General features: G+C 60.3%; 12 protein-coding genes. 5 read left to right on the forward strand and 7 right to left on the reverse strand.

Annotation, left to right across the window (positions count from 1 at the left end; genetic code table 11):
* Nucleotides 1-48: 48 nt before the first annotated feature.
* From hpsA to NW833_RS04335, 5 genes are all read right to left on the reverse strand, one after another.
* Nucleotides 49-7572 carry a hormogonium polysaccharide biosynthesis protein HpsA gene (hpsA, locus tag NW833_RS04315; RefSeq protein WP_414411663.1) on the reverse strand — a complete coding sequence of 2508 codons (7524 nt, stop codon included), beginning with the start codon at nucleotides 7570-7572 and terminating at the stop codon, nucleotides 49-51.
* A 120-nt stretch (nucleotides 7573-7692) separates the two neighbouring features.
* A complete protein-coding gene (locus NW833_RS04320; protein WP_414411664.1) occupies nucleotides 7693-8289 on the reverse strand; it encodes a response regulator transcription factor in 597 nt (198 codons plus the stop codon).
* Between the two features lie 88 nt (nucleotides 8290-8377).
* Nucleotides 8378-8974, reverse strand: coding sequence for a pentapeptide repeat-containing protein (locus NW833_RS04325; protein WP_414411665.1), 597 nt, complete (start codon nucleotides 8972-8974; stop codon nucleotides 8378-8380).
* 27 nt (nucleotides 8975-9001) lie between these two features.
* A complete protein-coding gene (locus NW833_RS04330; protein WP_414411666.1) occupies nucleotides 9002-9835 on the reverse strand; it encodes a DNA-formamidopyrimidine glycosylase in 834 nt (277 codons plus the stop codon).
* Between the two features lie 14 nt (nucleotides 9836-9849).
* Nucleotides 9850-10071 carry a photosystem I reaction center subunit IV gene (locus tag NW833_RS04335; RefSeq protein WP_414395781.1) on the reverse strand — a complete coding sequence of 74 codons (222 nt, stop codon included), beginning with the start codon at nucleotides 10069-10071 and terminating at the stop codon, nucleotides 9850-9852.
* A gap of 519 nt (nucleotides 10072-10590) precedes the next feature.
* Between NW833_RS04335 and NW833_RS04340 the strand changes: the two genes are divergently transcribed.
* Entirely contained in the window at nucleotides 10591-10746 is a 156-nt protein-coding gene (locus NW833_RS04340) for a chlorophyll a/b-binding protein (RefSeq protein WP_414395779.1), read from the forward strand.
* Between the two features lie 56 nt (nucleotides 10747-10802).
* Here the strand turns inward: NW833_RS04340 and NW833_RS04345 are convergent, their stop codons facing one another.
* Both NW833_RS04345 and uvrC read right to left on the reverse strand, forming a co-directional pair.
* Nucleotides 10803-12473 (reverse strand): NAD+ synthase, encoded by a 1671-nt coding sequence (locus NW833_RS04345; RefSeq protein WP_414411667.1) that lies wholly within the window; start codon nucleotides 12471-12473, stop codon nucleotides 10803-10805.
* Between the two features lie 53 nt (nucleotides 12474-12526).
* Complete coding sequence (uvrC, locus tag NW833_RS04350) at nucleotides 12527-14410, reverse strand: excinuclease ABC subunit UvrC (protein WP_414411668.1); 1884 nt, start codon at nucleotides 14408-14410, stop codon at nucleotides 12527-12529.
* 155 nt (nucleotides 14411-14565) lie between these two features.
* Here uvrC and NW833_RS04355 point away from each other — a divergent pair, with 155 nt between their 5' ends.
* From NW833_RS04355 to NW833_RS04370, 4 genes are read left to right on the forward strand one after another with little or no spacing between them, the layout of a single operon-like run.
* On the forward strand, nucleotides 14566-15633 hold the full coding sequence (locus tag NW833_RS04355; RefSeq protein ID WP_414411669.1) for a quinone-dependent dihydroorotate dehydrogenase: 1068 nt from the start codon (nucleotides 14566-14568) through the stop codon (nucleotides 15631-15633).
* A gap of 55 nt (nucleotides 15634-15688) precedes the next feature.
* Complete coding sequence (gene btpA, locus NW833_RS04360) at nucleotides 15689-16576, forward strand: photosystem I biogenesis protein BtpA (protein ID WP_414411670.1); 888 nt, start codon at nucleotides 15689-15691, stop codon at nucleotides 16574-16576.
* A 19-nt stretch (nucleotides 16577-16595) separates the two neighbouring features.
* The gene (locus NW833_RS04365; protein WP_414411671.1) at nucleotides 16596-16856 is read left to right on the forward strand and encodes a hypothetical protein; all 261 of its coding nucleotides are present in this window, start codon (nucleotides 16596-16598) and stop codon (nucleotides 16854-16856) included.
* Between the two features lie 3 nt (nucleotides 16857-16859).
* On the forward strand, nucleotides 16860-17684 hold the full coding sequence (locus NW833_RS04370; RefSeq protein ID WP_414411672.1) for a diguanylate cyclase: 825 nt from the start codon (nucleotides 16860-16862) through the stop codon (nucleotides 17682-17684).
* Nucleotide 17685 lies beyond the last annotated feature (1 nt).

The following is a 17685-nucleotide window of genomic DNA, read 5'->3' on the forward strand; positions in this document are numbered from 1 at the left end:
CCTCTTCTGCCCCTACCCTAAATCTGCCCCTGACCGGCCAGGTCAGTATCAGTTAAACTCCTCGCAGCCACCAATCCGGGCAGACGGATCCAACTGCACACCCGGCTGATTCTGGAGTGCGCAGCGCAGCCGCCGCACGTACGGATCTTGTGGATCTAGCTCCCGCAAGAACTCGGTGCGCGTGTTGGAGGGGAATTGGAAGCGGGACGACACAGGGCCGGGGCGGCGGGCAATTTGCAAGCCCACATCGTAGCCGAAGCGGCGATTGGGCGGGAAGTAGTAGTCGAAGCCCCGCACAAAGGTTGGATCGGCTACCAGATTGGGTGGCTCGAAGCTGTGCTGCAGGAAGGGGCCAGTGGCATAGGTGCTGTAGTTGAGCTGGATCATCGAGCCGCTGAAGAAGAGGTCGGTATTTCTCCACAGCTCGTTGAGGCGCAGGAAGTTGTGCATGCCGCCGGCAGTTTGGTCTAGCCGCGAGGGCAGGGTACCACTGATGGCAGTGGCATTCACCCGCGTTTCCCTAGCTGGCTGCAGTTGATGGTTGTTTCTGCCGTCGTCATTGCGGCGGCGCTGGTCTACATCCTCTGAGGCCAGCTCTTGGAAGCGGGGAATGGGAATGGGCCGCCGGGTCACCTCATCCAGGATTACCCCCAGCACCGGGTTGTCCCCAGCAAAGCCAGTGGCGGGCTTGTTCAGGTCCAGCGTCAACGCCTCCACATCCACCCAAGCAAAGGCGGCGGTATCATCAGTGCTAAAGTCACCGTCCCTTATTGTGGGGCCGTTGCGATCGATCTGAACCTGAACCCTCTTGGTTCCTCTTTCATCTACATATAGCCTGACGTAGAAGCACAGGCCGTTGCGGACGTCTTCGTTTCCTTGGGTATCGATGTAGTAACCATTGCGATAGCTGGAGCTTGGGGAGTAGTTCTGAGTGTCACCTGCGTTTACCCAAGCGTAGGGGTTCAACACCATTTGGGGCTGGATTTCTAGTCCTTGCCTTCCAGGATCTAAGTCCTGCCCAAACAGCGGATCCCGATCCACGACATCCAAAGGCTCGTCGGTATCGCGAACACGATTGCGGTTCTTGTCCCAGAAGTCGACTTTGCCATCTTCATACCATTTGCCATCTTTATCCCAGTCCTCGATACGCAACGTGCTGGGGCGGCTAGCGGCGGTGTAGGCCTCGTAGCGGAAGCGGTCGTTGAAGTTGGGGCGGAACACGCCCGGCACCCAGAAGCCGCCGTCAGTATCTGGACCTTGATCCTCAGAGGGGCAGACTACGTCTTCATTGTCCTTAATAAGACCTTTGCGCCTTAAATCCTCGCTAAGGAGTTTTCGCCTTAGCTGTCGGGCCCACTCCGGGCTTCCCCTCTCAAACGAGCCTTTTAGGCGGGGCCCTTTGATAGCCGGACGGATGCCGGGCTCGCGGCTGGGTTGAGAAATGGACTCAGAGAGGACGCCACCCCTTACCAAACCCCGACGGGCAGCGTGAGCCGGCTCGCCAAACATCCAATTGAAGGCTGCCCGCAAAGCCTCAGCAGGGCTAAGCCACTTGGGCGGCTTGGGCACCCCTGCCTTCACCTCCAGCACCGGCGAGAGCTGCGGCTCCAAGGCAATGGTCACGCCTTCAGTAGAAGCCTTGGCCACGCTATGCACGCTGACCGTCTCGGGTTCTGGATCCGCCTGCACCTCCCGAGCAGGTCGCAGCTCCACCGTGTTGGGCTTGGCCGCCATCCACTCGCCCAAGGGGCTCTTAGAACGAGTTTCTGGGGCAAAGGTGCTCGACCCGCAAGGCCGACCTTGACAGCGCAAAGGTCGGGTCTCCGTTGCAGTGTCCTCACAGGTTGGGCTGCTGGTGCTGGCGATGAGGGTGCCCCTCCGGGTTTGGGTAAACGTTCTGGTTGTGCCGCAGTCGATCTGGTCGATGACCTCATCGCAACTGGCCGGCGTCCAAGGCCCCCAGTTGTAGTTGCAGGTCTGCCGGCAGTCGACCGTCTGGGATTGCGTCTCGTCGTATCTGATTCCGCAAGCTGCCAATGTGCAGGTGCGGCTGCGAGTTTGGGTGACTCTGGTGCCACCGTTGGCCACCGTACACTCAGGAGTCCATTCAGACCAAGCACCGCAGGTCCTCGGAGGTTGGCAGGTAACCTGTCGAGGTGTTGGTGGCTGGCCTGGGCAGCCATCAGGCAACCTTGCTGTTTGGGTAATGGTTACAGACTGACAGATATTGGTCGGGCAGGGGGGATCCCAGATGGGCTCGCAGGTCTGGCAATGCGCCTGGTAAGGCCGCTCAGGAGCCACCCGAGGATCCGGCTGGCATGGCTTGTTGACTGGCTGCAAGGGCTTGAGGTAGCGCAGGTCGTAGTTTTCCAGAGGATGCCCATCTCCCTGGGTTGTAAGGCGGACAAAAGCATTGCCCTCGTTCTCGTAAGCTTGGATCTCCACTAGGTAGGGAGAAGGCCGCTCAGGGTCTGCACATTGCAGCTCCAGCCGGAAGCTCACCCGGTTGTCGCCATCCCGCCACGCCTCGACGCCAACAGCATCGTTTTCTGGGTCTCCGTCTTGTGTCGTGTTCAGAAAGGTGTCGCCTTCGTTGCGGAGAAAACCTTGAAAGAAGGGTGTTGGCTCGCCTTCTCCAAGCCTATAGGCAGGGTTCCTGCGGATGATGATCCGGCCTCCATCGTTGGTGTTGAGGTTGTAGGTGGCAACCCCAGGCCAACGGGGGTACAGCTCCCCGACCCAGCGCACCACGAAAAAGTCGTTGCCCCAGCTGTTGCCACTTCCCAATGATCCTCCTCTACGCCGCCAGCAGGAGCGCCAGAAGCCTATGTTGCCCCTGCCTACTATGTCTGGAGCATCAGCGGGAGATTGAGACGTATCCGGCTCACTGCATCTTGGCATCCACAAAAAGTCAGCCTTGGGAAGAGTGGGTTGATCATTCCACCGATCATCCCTCAAAGGCCAGCCACCCCAGGGCCAGAGGAAGGGGGAGTTGGTGTTCTGATAATTCTGGTTGCCAAACAGGTAGTAGAACCCACCCCAAATCGGCAGATTGGTACCGCGGACCCAGCGGGCAAAACTATTATTTGGATTTGGAGGATTTCCTGGACTACCTGGCCGCCAGCCGGAAACCTGGCCATCTTCATCTGTTTCCAAAGCGTCCCGAATGCAGGCCCACCACCGTGAGGCTCGCTCGTCGTATGGAGTGTTCCAATCACCTGAGGGATCGCACCTTGGTCCTCTCTGGTCTTCTTCTATCATGAAGGATTCCCCTGGAACGCCAAGCCTCCGATGCTGAACAGGATAGGTTGGATCCGGCCAGCGCACCGCCCGCAGGTAGGGCAGGTTGGCCGTTCGAGCCTCTTCGACCAGGGGGCCTGCGGCTCCGGTGGTGGCAAACCCTGTGTTGCGTTCGTACTGGTCTCTCGGGCTAGTCAGCCAGCCGTTGTAGTACTCGGCCAACAGGCCGCCTCCTGGAGGGAGGGGACAAGGCTGGAGAGGAGCTATCAGCAGCCAGCGGGAGGTATCCAACACCGGGTTGCCTAGAGCCGAGATGCGCACTCCAAAGTTGGCATAGCCCACATCGGGTGCCCGCAAGGGCCGCACTGCCGGCACGCCACCGCCTGCCGTTCTGTCATCGTTATTGGGATCCGAATCGGCGTTGTCGAAGGGAGCCAGAATGGTGTCGCGGGCAAACACCTCTGGCCAGCCTGGCCGCCGCACGTGGTTGCCCAAATTCTGCGCCCCGTTGGTGTTGTCGAAGCGGAGGACACCAGCGCCGCCTCTGTCGGGATCCGGAGCCGGCCAGTTGTCGCCCCGGATCACCAGCGCTTGGTTGAGGAAGGAGGTGTTGGCTCCTAGGTTTGGCCCGCTGCAGCCGTAATAGTCGTTGCGGCGAGGGGCTGAGGCCCGTCCACCGGCGTAGTCTTGACCGGGCACGTAGCTGCTGCCGCCGCCGTTGAGGGTGCCATCCTGGACAAAGGCATCATCAATGCTGCCATCGCAGAAATCGGCAGAGAGGATGTTCACCGCGTCGCCCAAGACCTCGCTGGGCCGCCAGAGATCGGCAGGCTGCCGGCTATTGTTTGGGTCTACCACCCGAGCAAAGCGCCGATCTTCATTGGCCCGCTGCCGCCCGTAGAAGTTTCTGTAAAGACCATCTGCTCCGAAGGCAAGGCGAGTGGTAAACTCCTCCAGGAGATCGCCTTCCTTCGTCTGATGCAGGTTGAAGTCCCCTTGGATGTAGACGGGGTTATCGGAAATGAAGGACAAGCCAAAGAGAGCTTCAGTAGGCCTGATGGCGTCACTGGGGTTAAACACACTGCGGGCCAACACTGCCCCGTTGCGCAGGCGGAAGCCGTAGGGCCGCCGATCCGGATCCGCGTAGTAGTCCACCGGCTTAGGGCTAAGTCCGGCATCGGAAACAGGGGGATCCCAAACCGTTTGACCATTCGCCGTGCCGCGACCTGGCTGACCGGCGTTCATGATGCCGGCGCTGCCCAAGTCACCGCGGGCATTTCTGTTGCGCCATCTGGTTAGGTAGCTATCAAAAGTGCCCAAGGGCGGGCGGGCAATGGCATCCTCCCGTACGGCATCTTCCCGGAAGGCGTAGAAAATCCCCCCTTCTCGGTTCTCGCCAATGCCGGCAGGCAGCCAAGTATCTCCGTTGATCAACCCGTTGGCCTGTCCGTTGACGTTGTTGGTCAGCAGGGCCAGGTCGATGTTGAGGGCCCGCACTGCCATCGCCTCGCGGCCATCGTAAAAGACGGAATCTTTGAAGGGCACGCGGTAGCACTCGTTGCCAATCCGAATTAACTCAAATCGGTTGCTGTTGGGGTGGTTGCCAAGTACTGGGCTTCTGGGGCATTCCTCTAAACGAGCATAGGGCAAGGTCCAGGCGTTGATCTTAGGCTTGGGCCTCAGCCTTATCAGTTCCAGATCTCTTAGGTTGTCCAGGTCGCACGTTGAGGGATCGCAAAGGGTTCGGTAGGTTACTGATCCTCTTTGCTGTGATCCTAAGAACGGTAACTCCCGTAAGAAGGGGTAGGCCCGCCTCCGCTCATCCTCAATGAGATCATTGGGGGGATCGTTGGGGTTGGGGAGCTCACTGTAGTAAAAGGTCTCGCGGGGGAAGATGTAGCGTAGCGGCAGATAGAAGCGGTTGGCCGCTTCTCGGTTCCCAGCTCGGCTGGCTTGGATGTCGTTCAAAAGGATTTGAGCTGTGGGATCAGGCTTGCTGGCATCATTGGCGGCATCCCGAATGCGCAGGATGTTGTCGGCCAGCATGCCCAGCATGCAGCCTGCCGTTTGCAGCGTGGTTTGGTCGGCTAGGCTCAGTTGGTCAACGGGAGTGCCTCGGTTGACCAGATCAATCGCCCGCCGCAGCTCGGAGAAGTTGCCAAAGGCGGTGATGAACGGATCCGGATGAATGCGGCCTGGCTCCTGTCTGGGTGGATAGGCCCCGTCGGGATCGCCGGCAAAATTGGCCAGGTTGGTTAGCGCCGTCCACAGTGGGGTGCCAGGCCGTAGCTGCTCTCTCATTGGCGTGGGATCATATTCCCAAACGTTGGTGCCCTCGCCGGTAAAGAAGTTGATACCCAGTTGTTTGCTCTGGTCACCCGCGGGAAACGTGGAAGCCCGCTGCAAGCTCCAGGGAGTGCCGGGGTGAGCCACCGTGGCCAAGCAGGCAATGGGAAAGCGCCCCTGCTCATAGCTGTAGTGGTAAACGGCCGTGGCCTGCACTGCCGCTGGGTTATCCCGTAGCGTTAGGCGTTGCCGCGCCTCGTTGCTGATAAAGATGGCCTGCAGCTTGGTGGGATCGTCGGGATCCCCGGGCGGCACCAAAGGCAAAGGCAAAGAATCGGTGCGGGTTAGTTCCAGCCGCTGGCCCACGATCACCCGCAGACCTTCCACACGGGCCCGCCGCTCCCAGTAGCCATCCAAGCCCACCTCGGAAAGGGCGCCTGGGGGTGGGTTGTCCTCGGTCAAAGACTCATTCTGGTTGTTCCTGGCATCGGCAGGAATGGGATCACCGGCCTTAGCACGATACCTTTGCGCAAAGGTGTCCACGTCGCAGCCCCTCTGCTGGTTAGGTTCGACCGGTGGACGGTCATAGCTAGCCTTGGGGCCAAAGCGGTTGTCGGCCCGGTAAACATCGTCCACGTAGGGGGGGCAGGCCTGGTCGGACCGAAAGCCGCCTGCTTTAATCCGGCCAGGGTTCTCCCTCTCTTGCTCTTGGCGGTCAGGGTTCTTCCTCTTTGCGTTGAGAGGAGAATTTGCCCATCCTGCTGCATCTTGGGCATAGGTTCCGCGGGTACGAATGCGACCAAAAAGCTGTAGCTCCAGCGGATCCAGCGCCACATTTTCTGGCTCTACCTGGTTCTGCACCGAGTCAAAATTTTGGTTGTTCAACCGAGCCAGCACCCCTGGCGCTACGTCTTGCTCGCCAGAGTGAACATCGAAAATCAGAGTATCGCTCACCTGCTGGCCGGCGTAGCCAATGGCCCCTGCCACCAGCTCTCCAAAGGCAGTGATCTCAGAGTTGTCAGCGGGCATGTAGAAGCAGGATTCCTCCGAGCTGATGGCGAAAGCCCGGAACAAGTTGTTGGGGGCATAGCGGAAGAAAAGGCTGCCCCCTGTGTAGATAGCGCCGTTCCAGTTGTAGCCGGGGGTGAAGAAGAACTCTACATCGCCGCGGCTAAAGATCCCCCACTTGTTGAGCAGATCCCGCTTCCGATCCTGCTGGAACTGCAAGGCCGAGATGGCACGGGTGGTGGAGTCGGCGCCTTGAATCGGCAGGGTGACGGCAAAGACCTGGAAGGGCTTGTACAGCGCCGTGCCGACCTGGAACCAATCCCCTATGTTCGGGTTGAAAGTCTGGTTGGCAGCGGAATCAGTGCACCCTTCCAGGACGGATCCTTGAAGTGGACCACTGCGGATCACCAGTCGCCGCGCCCGTTCAGTATCGCTGATATTTCCCTCAAAGCCCTCCAGTCTGTCTCGGCCCTCTACCGGCGCACGACGAGCATGAAGGATGGTATAGGCTGTTACGGAGTCATTGAGGCCGTTGTTGTCGATATCCACCAAAAACCACCAGACTGGGGCTTGCCGCTGCACTTCAATTCTCCGGCTCGGATTCTGAGGATCCGGAACACGGGCAGAGTACCTCAACAGGAAGCGCCGCTCATCGGGAAGGGTATAGGGATCCGAGGCTTCCGCAGGCACCACTTCGCCATCGTTGAGCAGGGCAGAGGTGAATTGCTCATCAGTGGGAGCACTGACAGGCAGGCGGCGATCCCGGACGAGGTTGTCGATCTTGGCCCGCGCCCGGTCGATGGCGGCATTCAGTTGTCGGCTAACCGTCTGCTCCGCCCGCTCCACCTGGGTTTGGATGGTGCGCTGGGTAGATCGAGTGAGCAACCCCACGGTTACCAAGCTCAGCACCAGCACGATTAAAATCGCCACTGGCAGCACAAAGCCGCGCTCGCGGATCCTGCCCCGATCCACCGGGATCTTCAGAGAGCTGAGCAAGCGCAGGACAAGTTTGAGCAACAGCGGGGAAGGAGCAGACATGGCTGTATCCCGGAGTAGGCGAGTGCCAAGATAGCAACAGTATGCAAGGGATCCCGAGTCTCAGACATCCCCACGGGTGGGGGGAAGGGACAGCCTGATCTTGTCAGGATTCCCAAGCTTTTACAAAATCCCCAGCTGCTGCGCTTTGAGCAGGGCGGTGACGCGGTCGGTGGCGTCCAACTTGCGGTAGACAGCGCTGGCGTACTCTTTCACGGTTTCGACGCTAATGCCAAGGCGGCGAGCAATTTGTTTGTTGGCTAGGCCCTCCTTCATCAGTTGCAGCACGCATAGCTCGCGGGGGGTAAGCCTGGGCAGCTCCTGGGGGGCGGGCAGCCAGTCGTGGTCGGGGTTGGCCAAGATCTGGCGGATAACGCGGGCCAATTCCGCCGGCTCGGTTTCTTTGGAGAGGTAGCCTTTGGCCCCCGCCCGCCGCGCTGCTTCGATTAGGGCCAGCTCGTGAAAAGTCGTCATCATCACCACCACCACCGGCAGGCCCAGCTCGACAATCTGCTGGCAGGCAGCGATCCCGTCCCCACCAGGCATGCGCACATCCAAAAGGGCCACGTCGACGGGGTGGTGGCGGCAGTACTCAACGGCCTGGGATCCGGTCTCGGCCTCGGCTACCACCACAAACCCCTGGGCTTCCAGGGCAAACCTCATCCCTAGCCGAAACAGAGGATGGTCGTCGGCAATGAGCACACGCACAGGAGAAGTCATAGGATCCCGGCCAGGAAGAGGGCACAACTTAATCTGCCCAAAAGAGGGATCCCCAATAAAGTGCCCTCACCCCCAGCCTAGAGAGGAGCTATTTTACAAAGACCATGCCGCGGGTCTTGGGGTTGAAGGTGGGATCCAGCCGGGTCTGAGCATTGTACAGGGCACCGGTCAGATCGGCTTCTTCCAGAAAAGCTCCCCTTAGATCAGCCCCGCGCAGATCGGCCTGGCGCAGGTTGGCTCCCGTCAGGTCGGCGCCGGCAAGAACAGCCCCGCGCAAATCGGCTTCGCGGAGGTTGGCTACCTGAAGATTGGCCCCTGTGAGATTGGCCTGCTGCAGGTTGGCTCGGCTGAGATCCGCTTCCCACAAAAAGGCTCCCCCCTGCTCCGCGCTGCTCAGGTTGGCGCCGCGCAAGTCGGCCAAGTTGAGGATGGCCTGGGAGAGGTTGGCCGCTTGTAGATTGGCCTGCTTGAGGATGGCTTCTTTCAGGTTGGCCCCCCGCAGATCCACTCCCGCCAGTACGGCTCCCGTCAGATCGCAGGCGGGACAATCTCGGCCAGGAAGAACGACTTGGGATCGACCCAGTTGGGCCTCGAGTTCCAGTTGGGCAGAAGCTGGAGGTGCCGGGATCCCCATCCCCCACAGGGCGAGGAGGCTGAGACTGCCCCAAGACCGAGGCCAGGCCATCTTCTTCACGGAGAACCGTTTCCGCCCTCAAGGCGGCTGGCAGTGGGGGCAAAAGTAGGCTGAGCGGCTTGCCAGCTTGATCCGCTGAATCGGGGTGCCACACAGGCGACAGGGATCCCCTTCTCGACCATATACCCACGCCTGACCCTGGTAGTTGCCGTTGAGCCCCCGCAGATCCCGGTAATCGCGCAGGGTGGTGCCCCGCTGCTCCAGCCCCGCTTGCAACACCCGGATCAAGGCTTCTCGCAGGCGGCTCTTGGCAGCATCCGAAAGCTGCGAGGCAGGTGTCAAGGGGTGGATGCCGCTCAAAAACAGGGCTTCGTCGGCGTAGATGTTGCCCACTCCCGCTAGCAGCGACTGATCCAGCAGGGCGGCTTTGATGGGGCGGCGGCTTTTCCGCAAGGCGTCTTGGAAATAGGTTTCTGAAAAGGCGGGCGAAAACGGCTCTGGCCCCAGCCTCTGCAAAGCCGTGATCACCGCCTCCGGCTCCACCCCGGCAGGCACCAACCACATCTGGCCAAAGGTACGCGGGTCCACAAAGCGCAGCTCCCACCCCTGCTCCAGGCGCAGTCGAACCCGGGTATGGGCTGGCAAAGGCGCGGATCCCTGAACCCAGAGCAGCTGCCCCGTCATGCCTAGGTGCACGCCGAGAACCGCTCCGGAGTCCAGGGATCCCAGAAGATACTTGCCCCGACGCCGCCACTGGGTCAAATAGGCGCCAGACAGCCCCTGCGCAAACTCCTCTTTGCCAGGGTAGGCCAGGGTGCGAGGGAGAAGCACTTCTGCCGCCAGGATGCGCAGGCCAAGAGTCAGGCACTGCAGATCCCGCCTGACGGTTTCAACCTCCGGCAGCTCGGGCACGGGAGGGCTTGGGTTTACTTCTTAGAAGCGGCTTTAGGCTTGGGCTCCTCCACCACTTCCAGCTCGTCTTCGCGGAAGTTGTTGGTGTTGATGTTGTAGTAGTTAACCTTGTCAAAGCGGACGATCACCGGGTAGAGAATGCCGCTGGTATCCACTGCCGCAACCGTCCCCACATCCCGATACCAGTAGGATTCTTTCCGCAAGACACGGACTTTGGCACCGCGCTGAATCGCCATAGAGGTTTTCTCCATTACCTGCCCTTCAGATTACCGCTCTGAAAGACTTATACAGCCCCGGGCAAAAGCAGACTTTCGCTTGGGGTTGAGCCTTTCTTCCTGCTTCAGCGACCCATGGCTAGTGGCAGAGTCCACCCCTACCACCCCGCCAGAGGGATCTCCACAGGCGTAACTTCCCCGCGAGCTGCAGGTAGGTGCTCCTTGCCCCCATAAGGCACACAGGCTAAAGACAGAGCCAACTTTAGCCTAGGCAAAGGGCCTACCAGAAACGATGTACTTGCAAGCCTACTAGCTCAGCCCATCTCCGTCAAGGCAGGAGGTTGGTTATGCCACAAAGTGGCCAATTGTCTGGTGAATCAAGGACTAGAGGAGATCCCTAGTCGGCAAGAAGGCTGCGATTTCCGAATTTTTGTAACAGGGAAGGCAAAGCCTAGCCCCCAAGGCGAGAAGCGGCTGAGGTTGCGATCGTGAAGAAATGCAAACTATACTGAAGGGCAGGTGCCGCTTGTGGAGGTTTCCATGTCCAACCCCAACCTGTCTGAGCCCAAGTTTGGCTTTAACGAGTACGCCGAGCGCCTCAACGGCCGCGCAGCCATGATTGGCTTTGTGCTGGCCATCGTTATTGAAGCGGTAACGGGCCAAGGCGTCGCCTCCTGGCTAGGTCTCATTCAGTGATCCCCCTCAGGCCCTAGCACCAGATCAAGCCTGCCGTGGAGCAGGCTCTTTGTTCTTTAGCTGATCCCTTCTTGGCGCTTGGCAATCGGCATGCGCCAGCCGGTGCCAAAGGCCCGATCGGTAACCCGTAGGCCAGGGGGAGCCTGGTGGCGCTTGAACTCAGCATTCTGCACCAGCCGCAGCACCTGCTGCACCGTGTCAGGTTCAAACCCCTGGGCCACCAGCTCAGCGGCTGACTGGTGCTGTTCGATGTGCCGCTGGAGGATAGCGTCCAGCAAGTCGTAGGGAGGCAGGCTATCGCTATCTTTCTGGCCAGGTCGCAGCTCTGCTGAGGGGGGCTTGGTGAGGATGGGGAGGGGAATCCGTTCCTGGTGGCGGTTGATCCAGCGAGCCAGGCGGTAGACCCAGGTTTTGGGCACATCGGAAATCACGGCCAGGCCGCCGGACATATCCCCGTAGATGGTGCAGTAGCCTACCGCCAGCTCCGACTTGTTGCCCGTGGTCAAGAGCAGCCGGCCAAACTTGTTGGAGAGGGCCATGAGCAAGGTGCCGCGAATGCGCGACTGCAGGTTCTCTTCCGTGATGTCAGAGGGCAGGCCAGCGAAGGGCTCTGCCAGGAGATTCTGGTAGCTCTCCATAATCGACTGGATGGGCAGCTTCAGGGTAGGGATCCCCAGGTTCTGCGCCAGTTGGTAGGCGTCCGTCAGGCTGCCCGGGCTGGAATAGGGAGAGGGCATGAGCACCCCCAGCACTCGCTCTGGACCTAGGGCGTCGGCGGCAATGACGGCAGTTACCGCTGAGTCAATCCCCCCCGACAGGCCCAGCAACACCTCGCGAAAGCCGCATTTGCTGACGTAGTCGCGGGTGCCCAAGACCAGCGCCTCGTAGATCTCTGCTTCCGGCTCCGTTGGCCAGCGGGATCCCTGAACTTCCGGGCCTTCCTTAGGAGGGTGAACCAGCGCCTCCACATCTACCATCAGGCAGTCCGGCTGAAAGGCAGCGGCTTGGGCCACCACCCGGCCCCGGCAGTCTAGGGCGCAACTGGCCCCGTCGAAAATGAGGTCGTCGTTGCCCCCCACCTGGTTGACATAGAGGATGGGCAGGGCGTGCTTGCGGGCCAGGGATCCCAGCATCTCCACCCGCAATTTCTGCTTGCCCAGGCTAAAAGGCGAGGCCGACAGATTGATGAGCAAATCGGCGCCGCAGCGGGCCATCTCGTCTACCGGATCCCGGTGGTAGCGGCGGTGCTGCCAGAAGTCACGGTCGTTCCAGATGTCTTCACAGATGGTGAAACCCAGGCGATAGCCGCCGTACTGGACGGGCTGGGGCTGGGATCCCGGCTCAAAGTAGCGGTCTTCGTCGAAGACATCGTAGGTGGGCAAAAGCGACTTCTGGAACCAGTGGCGGATCTGCCCCCCCTCTAGCCAGGCCGCGGCGTTGTAGAGAGGCCGCCCCTCCGGCAGGGGGTTGGGCTGCACGGATCCCACCACCACCGGAATGCTATCCCGCAGCCGGTCAGCCAACTGCTGCAAAACTTGGCCTGCCCTCTCGACTAGAGCAGGGTAGAGCAGCAGGTCCCGGGGCGGGTACCCCAACAAGGCCAGTTCAGAAGTAATCGCCAGCTCTGCCCCCTTGGCTGCTGCTGCCTCAACCGACGCACGGATGCGCTCGGCATTGCCGCTAAGATCACCAACGGTATAGTTAAGTTGCAACAGCGCTACCTTCACTTAGCTCCCTTGGTCGAGAATGGCGGACTCCACGATGATACGCCAGCTCAGACTTAGGTCTGGCTAGAGGCGGGTTGCACTGTTGCTGGCAACTCGGTTTCGGCGTCTGGGTGGAAGTAGCGGTAAATCTGGCGGGCCAGCTTGGGGCCAATACCTGGCACCTGGGCCAACTGCTCTTCCGTAGCCACTTGAATGCGGGCAAGGGAGCGAAACGCCTCCATGAGCAGCTTTTGGCGCTGCTTGCCTAGGCCAGGGATCTCCTCCAAAACAGAAGCCTGTTGGCGCAGTTTCCGCTGCTGGCGATGGTAGGCAAGGGCAAAGCGGTGGGCCTCATCCCGTAGGCGCTGCAATAGCAGGCGAGCTGGATCTTGGGGTGGCAGCCGCAGCGGCTCGGGATCCCCGGGCCGAAAGATTTCCTCCTCCCGCTTGGCCAAGGCAATGACCGGCAGGTGATCCAGCCCCAGCTCCGCCAGAACAGCCATCACCGCGGCCAGTTGCCCTTTGCCCCCGTCGATGAGCACCAAGTCCGGCTGATCCTCAGGGGTCATTTTGCTAAAGCGACGCCGCGCCACCTCGGCATGGCTGGCAAAATCGTCGGAGTGGCCAGGACGCACCTCGGGGTTGCGAATCTTGTAGCGGCGGTAGTGCTGCTTGGCTGGCAGGCCGTCGATAAACACCACCTGGCTGCCCACCGCATCGGATCCCTGAATGTGGGAAATATCGTAGGCTTCCAGGCGGCGGGGGGCTGACGGCAGATCCAAAACTTCTGCCAAGCGCTCCAGGGCTGCTGCCTCCCGGTCTGCCAAGCGCTGGCTGCGGGCTAGCTCCAGCTGGGCGTTCCGCTCCACCAGGTCAATCAGCTCGGCTTTACTTTGCCGCTGGGGGGCAATGAGACTGACTTTGCGCCCCTTTTTTTGGCTTAGCCAAGACTCGAGAAAATCGCGATCCGGCAGCTCGTACTGCGTCAAGATTTCCGAGGGAATTTCCACCGGATCGCAGTACTGGTAATGCTCCTGCAAAACCCGCTGCAAAATCAGGGCTGGATCGTCGCCCCGGTTTTCGGCCACAAACCCCAGCCGACCCACCAGCTTGCCCGCTCGCACCTGAAACAACTGAATACAAGCCCGCGAGTCGTCTATCGCCAAGGCCAGAGCATCGCGGCTAACTGTCGAGTTGGGCAAGGACACCTTCTGGGATTCGCCCAACTGTTCTAGGCCGCGGATTTGATCCCGATACCGCGCTGCTGCCTCGTAATTTTCTTGCTCGGCCGCCTGGGCCATTTTCTCCTTCAACTCCCGGATGAGCTCGTCCGTCTGCCCCTGGAAGATCATCGCCACTTGAGCAACGGTCTTGCGATACTCCTCGGGGCTGATCAAGCCCTGACAGACACCAGGGCAACGCCCGATGTTGTAGTTCAAACAGGGGCGGTCTTTGTAAAGTGGCTTGGGACGCTGGCGCAAGGGAAAAATCCGCTTCACTAGCCCAAGGGTGTACCGCAGCAGGCCTACATCGGTATAGGGCCCGTAGTACTTATCTTGATTTTGGTCGAGACGGCGGTGGCGGGTAATGTAAATCTGAGGGTAGGGCTCTGACCATGTAATGCACAAATAGGGGTACTTCTTATCCTCTTTGAGGAGAACATTGTAGGGTGGCTGATAGGTTTTAATCAGATTGTCTTCTAGAGCCAGGGCCTCACTCTCGTTATCAGTTACAATGAACTCGATCTCGCACACCTGGGCTACCATGCGCTGAATGCGAGGGGGGAGATCCCCAAGGCAGCGAAAATAGGATCGCACCCTGGAGCGCAACTTCTTAGACTTGCCCACATAGAGGATTTGATCGCTGGCATCTCGCATGAGGTAGACACCAGGCTCAGCCGGGATCTCCTTGAGCCGACTCTCCAGAAGCTCTGGGCTTTGGATGAGAGGGATAGTCATAGCGCTAGCCTCAGGGATCCTGGTTTTGCCCCCATTCCCTTTTCCGGCGGAAGGAGGGGAGTCAAAACTGTAACCCCAATCTAGCAACAGCCCTGCACCGCGGAGTGCAAGCGAGCTGGCTCAGGTAATATGGCTTGGCCAAGAGGGGTTTAGGGGTGAATCTGTACCGGGATCTGCTGCAGCCGCTACTGTTTTCCGGGCTAAGGGCTGACCCAGAAACCCTCAAGGTGGCGCTCCTACGCACCTTGGAGGGGCTAGATGCTACCCAGGCCACGGGGATCTTGAGTCTTTTGGAACGCCTCTTCTGCTACCGGAATCCCTGCTTGGAGGTGCGGCTGTGGGGGCTGAGCTTTCCCAATCCCCTGGGTCTAGCTGCGGGCTTGGATAAGGACGGCGTAGCTTTGGGAGTCTGGCCCTACCTGGGCTTTGGCTTTGTGGAGGTGGGCACCGTCACTCCCCAGCCCCAGCCGGGCAATCCAAAGCCGCGCCTATTTCGGCTGCCCCAGGATCGGGCTGCCCTCAATTGCATGGGCTTCAATAACCAGGGAGCAGCAGCTTTGGCCGAACGGCTGCGCCGGCTGCGTCAACGTCTTATCCCCATTGGCGTCAACCTGGGCAAAGGCAAAACCACGCCGCTGGAAGCCGCCGCCACCGACTACCTGGCCAGCTTTCGGGTGCTGCGGGAGCTGGGGGACTATTTTGTGGTTAACGTCAGCTCCCCTAACACGCCAGGCTTGCGATCCCTGCAGGCTGCCAAGCACCTGGAGCCCATCCTGGCCGCTCTCCAAGAGGAAAACCAAGCCAAGAAGCCTCTTCTGGTCAAGATTGCCCCCGACCTAGACTGGCCAGAGATTGACGCCATTCTGGAGCTAGCTCAAGCCTACGGCCTGGCTGGGATCATCGCCACCAACACCACTCTGCGCCGCGACAACCTGAAAACCCGCTTCCTCCCTGGTCTAGGGCCTTTGACAACAGCAGCCGGCGGCATCAGCGGCGCCCCGCTGCGAGAGCGCTCCACCCAGATCATCCGCTACATTCACCAGGCCACGGGGGGACAGCTGCCCATTATCGGCGTGGGGGGCATCTTTACCCTAGACGACGCCCTGGAGAAGCTTGCTGCCGGCGCCAGTTTGCTCCAGGTCTATACCGGTTGGATCTATGAAGGGCCAAGCCTGGTTCCTCGCCTGCTGCGGGGCCTTGCTGCTAGCCGGCAGGGAGCCTGATCGATCCCATCCGGGCGTAAGATTGTTGGTTAAGGATCCCCAAGAGAGCCTGCCGGTGAGCCTGCTGCAACACCTTTTCAAAACTTCCCATCCCGTGATCGGAGTGGTCCATCTGTTGCCGCTGCCCACCTCCCCCCGTTGGGGCGGCAACCTGGAGCAGGTTATTGCCCAAGCGGAACAGGCCGCCACGGCCTTGGCTGCAGGGGGCGTTCACGGGATCCTGGTCGAGAACTTCTACGATGCCCCTTTTGCCAAGGATCAGGTAGACGCGGCGGTGGTGAGCGCCATGACGGTGGTTGTCCAGCGGATTAAGACGTTGGTCTCCCTGCCCATCGGGATCAACGTCCTGCGCAACGATGGCTGTAGCGCTCTAGCCATTGCCGCCTGTGTGGGGGCGCAGTTTATCCGCGTCAACATCCTCTGCGGGGCAATGGTGACCGACCAGGGCCTCATCGAGGGGAATGCCTACCGCTTGCTGCGCTACCGCCGCGAGCTAGGGGCCCAAGACATTAAAATCTTCGCCGATGTGCTGGTAAAGCACGCCCAACCTCTTAGCTCCACTAGCCTTGAGGCGGCTATCCTGGATACAGTGGAGCGAGGTCTTGCCGATGCCATCATTGTCTCCGGCGAGGCGACCGGCAAGCCGCCTCTTCTAGAAGATCTAAGGCTAGCCCGCCAAGTTGCTCCTCAGGTACCCCTTCTCATTGGCTCAGGGGCCACCGCTGAGAACATCGGCACCCTCATCCAGCACGCCGATGGAGTGATCGTGGCCAGTTCCCTCAAGCGGCTGGCTCGTTCTGGGGGTACGCTGACAGGCCATGCAGAGCTTTTCCCCCTCATTGACCCCATTCGGGTGCGGGAATTTGTAGAGGCGTTGCAGCAGGCGGTAGGGGAGGGCCCCCCTGCCTCTACCTACTTAGCCACCCCTACTTCTAGTAGCTAGACTTTGGGGGTTTCTCCTCATGCTGCCGTCTGACTACAGGGGCGGGGATTCTTCTAGTCCAGTACCTGAGTCCCTGGAGGAGAAGGCGTGGAGCCAGCTTAAGGATCAGGTTCCCCGCCTTTGGGTCGTCGACGACGATTCGGTGACTCGCTGCTTCGTGGGCGGGGTTCTCAAAGCCTGTGGCTACCAGGTGGAAACCTGGGAAGATAGCCAGATGGCCTGGGAGCAGCTGCAGGCGCTCGACGAAAGCCAGTGGCCGGATGTGGTGATCTGCGATTAGGTGATGCCCAAGCTGTCAGGGCTGGATTTTTGTCGCCGTCTCAAGGGATCCACCGCTGGCCAGTTTGTCTACTTCATTTTCCTCACGGCCCGCTCTGAACTCAAGGATTGCCTTCAGGGGTTGGAGGCGGGGGCCGATGAGTTTATCGCCAAGCCGGTGGCTCCCGAGGAACTGCGGGCACGGGTGCAGGCAGGGCTGCGTTTACAGCGGCTTGTCCAAGCTTTGGCTCAGGCCAACCGCCAACTGCAAGCCCGCAACGAGCTGTTGGAGTCTCTGGCTTTGACGGATCCCTTGACTGGAGCCTTGAACCGCCGCGCCCTTGACCAGGCACTGCCCCGTTTGCTGCAGCAGGTGGGGCCGCAAGGGAAAGCCCGCTACCGCTACCTCTGTCTATTGATGCTGGATGTGGATCACTTCAAGCAGATCAACGACACCTACGGCCACTTCATCGGCGACTGCGTTCTCCAGGCCATTGTTGAACGGCTGCAGCAGCACCTCCGCCCCTCCAGCCTGCTCTACCGCTACGGCGGAGAGGAATTTGTCTGCGTTACCCCTGGTCTAAGCCCCTCGCGCTGTCAACGGTATGCTGAGTCGCTGCGCCAGGCTATCGCCAGCCGTCCCGTTGAGGTTTCGCCCCGTCGCAGCCTGGCTGTAACCATCAGCATTGGCGGGGTCGTGATTAGCGAAGATCACCCCCTGCCGCCAGAGGTTGCCCTCCAGCAAGCCGATGAGGCCCTCTACCAAGCCAAACGGGCAGGACGCAACCGGCTGCAGCTTTTCTGGCCACCAGCACCCTTTTCGGGGAATACGTCGGAGGAGGTCCTCTGAG

Source organism: Synechococcus sp. O70.1, assembly GCF_047462215.1.
In the GTDB taxonomy this organism is placed as follows: Bacteria; Cyanobacteriota; Cyanobacteriia; order Thermostichales; family Thermostichaceae; genus Thermostichus.

Bases quoted from the DNA above. Each gene is read 5' to 3' on its own strand.
- uvrC (WP_414411668.1), bottom strand. From the start codon at position 14,410: ATGACTATCCCTCTCATCCAAAGCCCAGAGCTTCTGGAGAGTCGGCTC.
- NW833_RS04340 (WP_414395779.1), top strand. From the start codon at position 10,591: ATGTCCAACCCCAACCTGTCTGAGCCCAAGTTTGGCTTTAACGAGTAC.
- NW833_RS04320 (WP_414411664.1), bottom strand. From the start codon at position 8,289: ATGACTTCTCCTGTGCGTGTGCTCATTGCCGACGACCATCCTCTGTTT.
- NW833_RS04365 (WP_414411671.1), top strand. From the start codon at position 16,596: ATGCTGCCGTCTGACTACAGGGGCGGGGATTCTTCTAGTCCAGTACCT.
- hpsA (WP_414411663.1), bottom strand. From the start codon at position 7,572: ATGTCTGCTCCTTCCCCGCTGTTGCTCAAACTTGTCCTGCGCTTGCTC.
- NW833_RS04325 (WP_414411665.1), bottom strand. From the start codon at position 8,974: ATGGCCTGGCCTCGGTCTTGGGGCAGTCTCAGCCTCCTCGCCCTGTGG.
- NW833_RS04370 (WP_414411672.1), top strand. From the start codon at position 16,860: ATGCCCAAGCTGTCAGGGCTGGATTTTTGTCGCCGTCTCAAGGGATCC.
- NW833_RS04335 (WP_414395781.1), bottom strand. From the start codon at position 10,071: ATGGCGATTCAGCGCGGTGCCAAAGTCCGTGTCTTGCGGAAAGAATCC.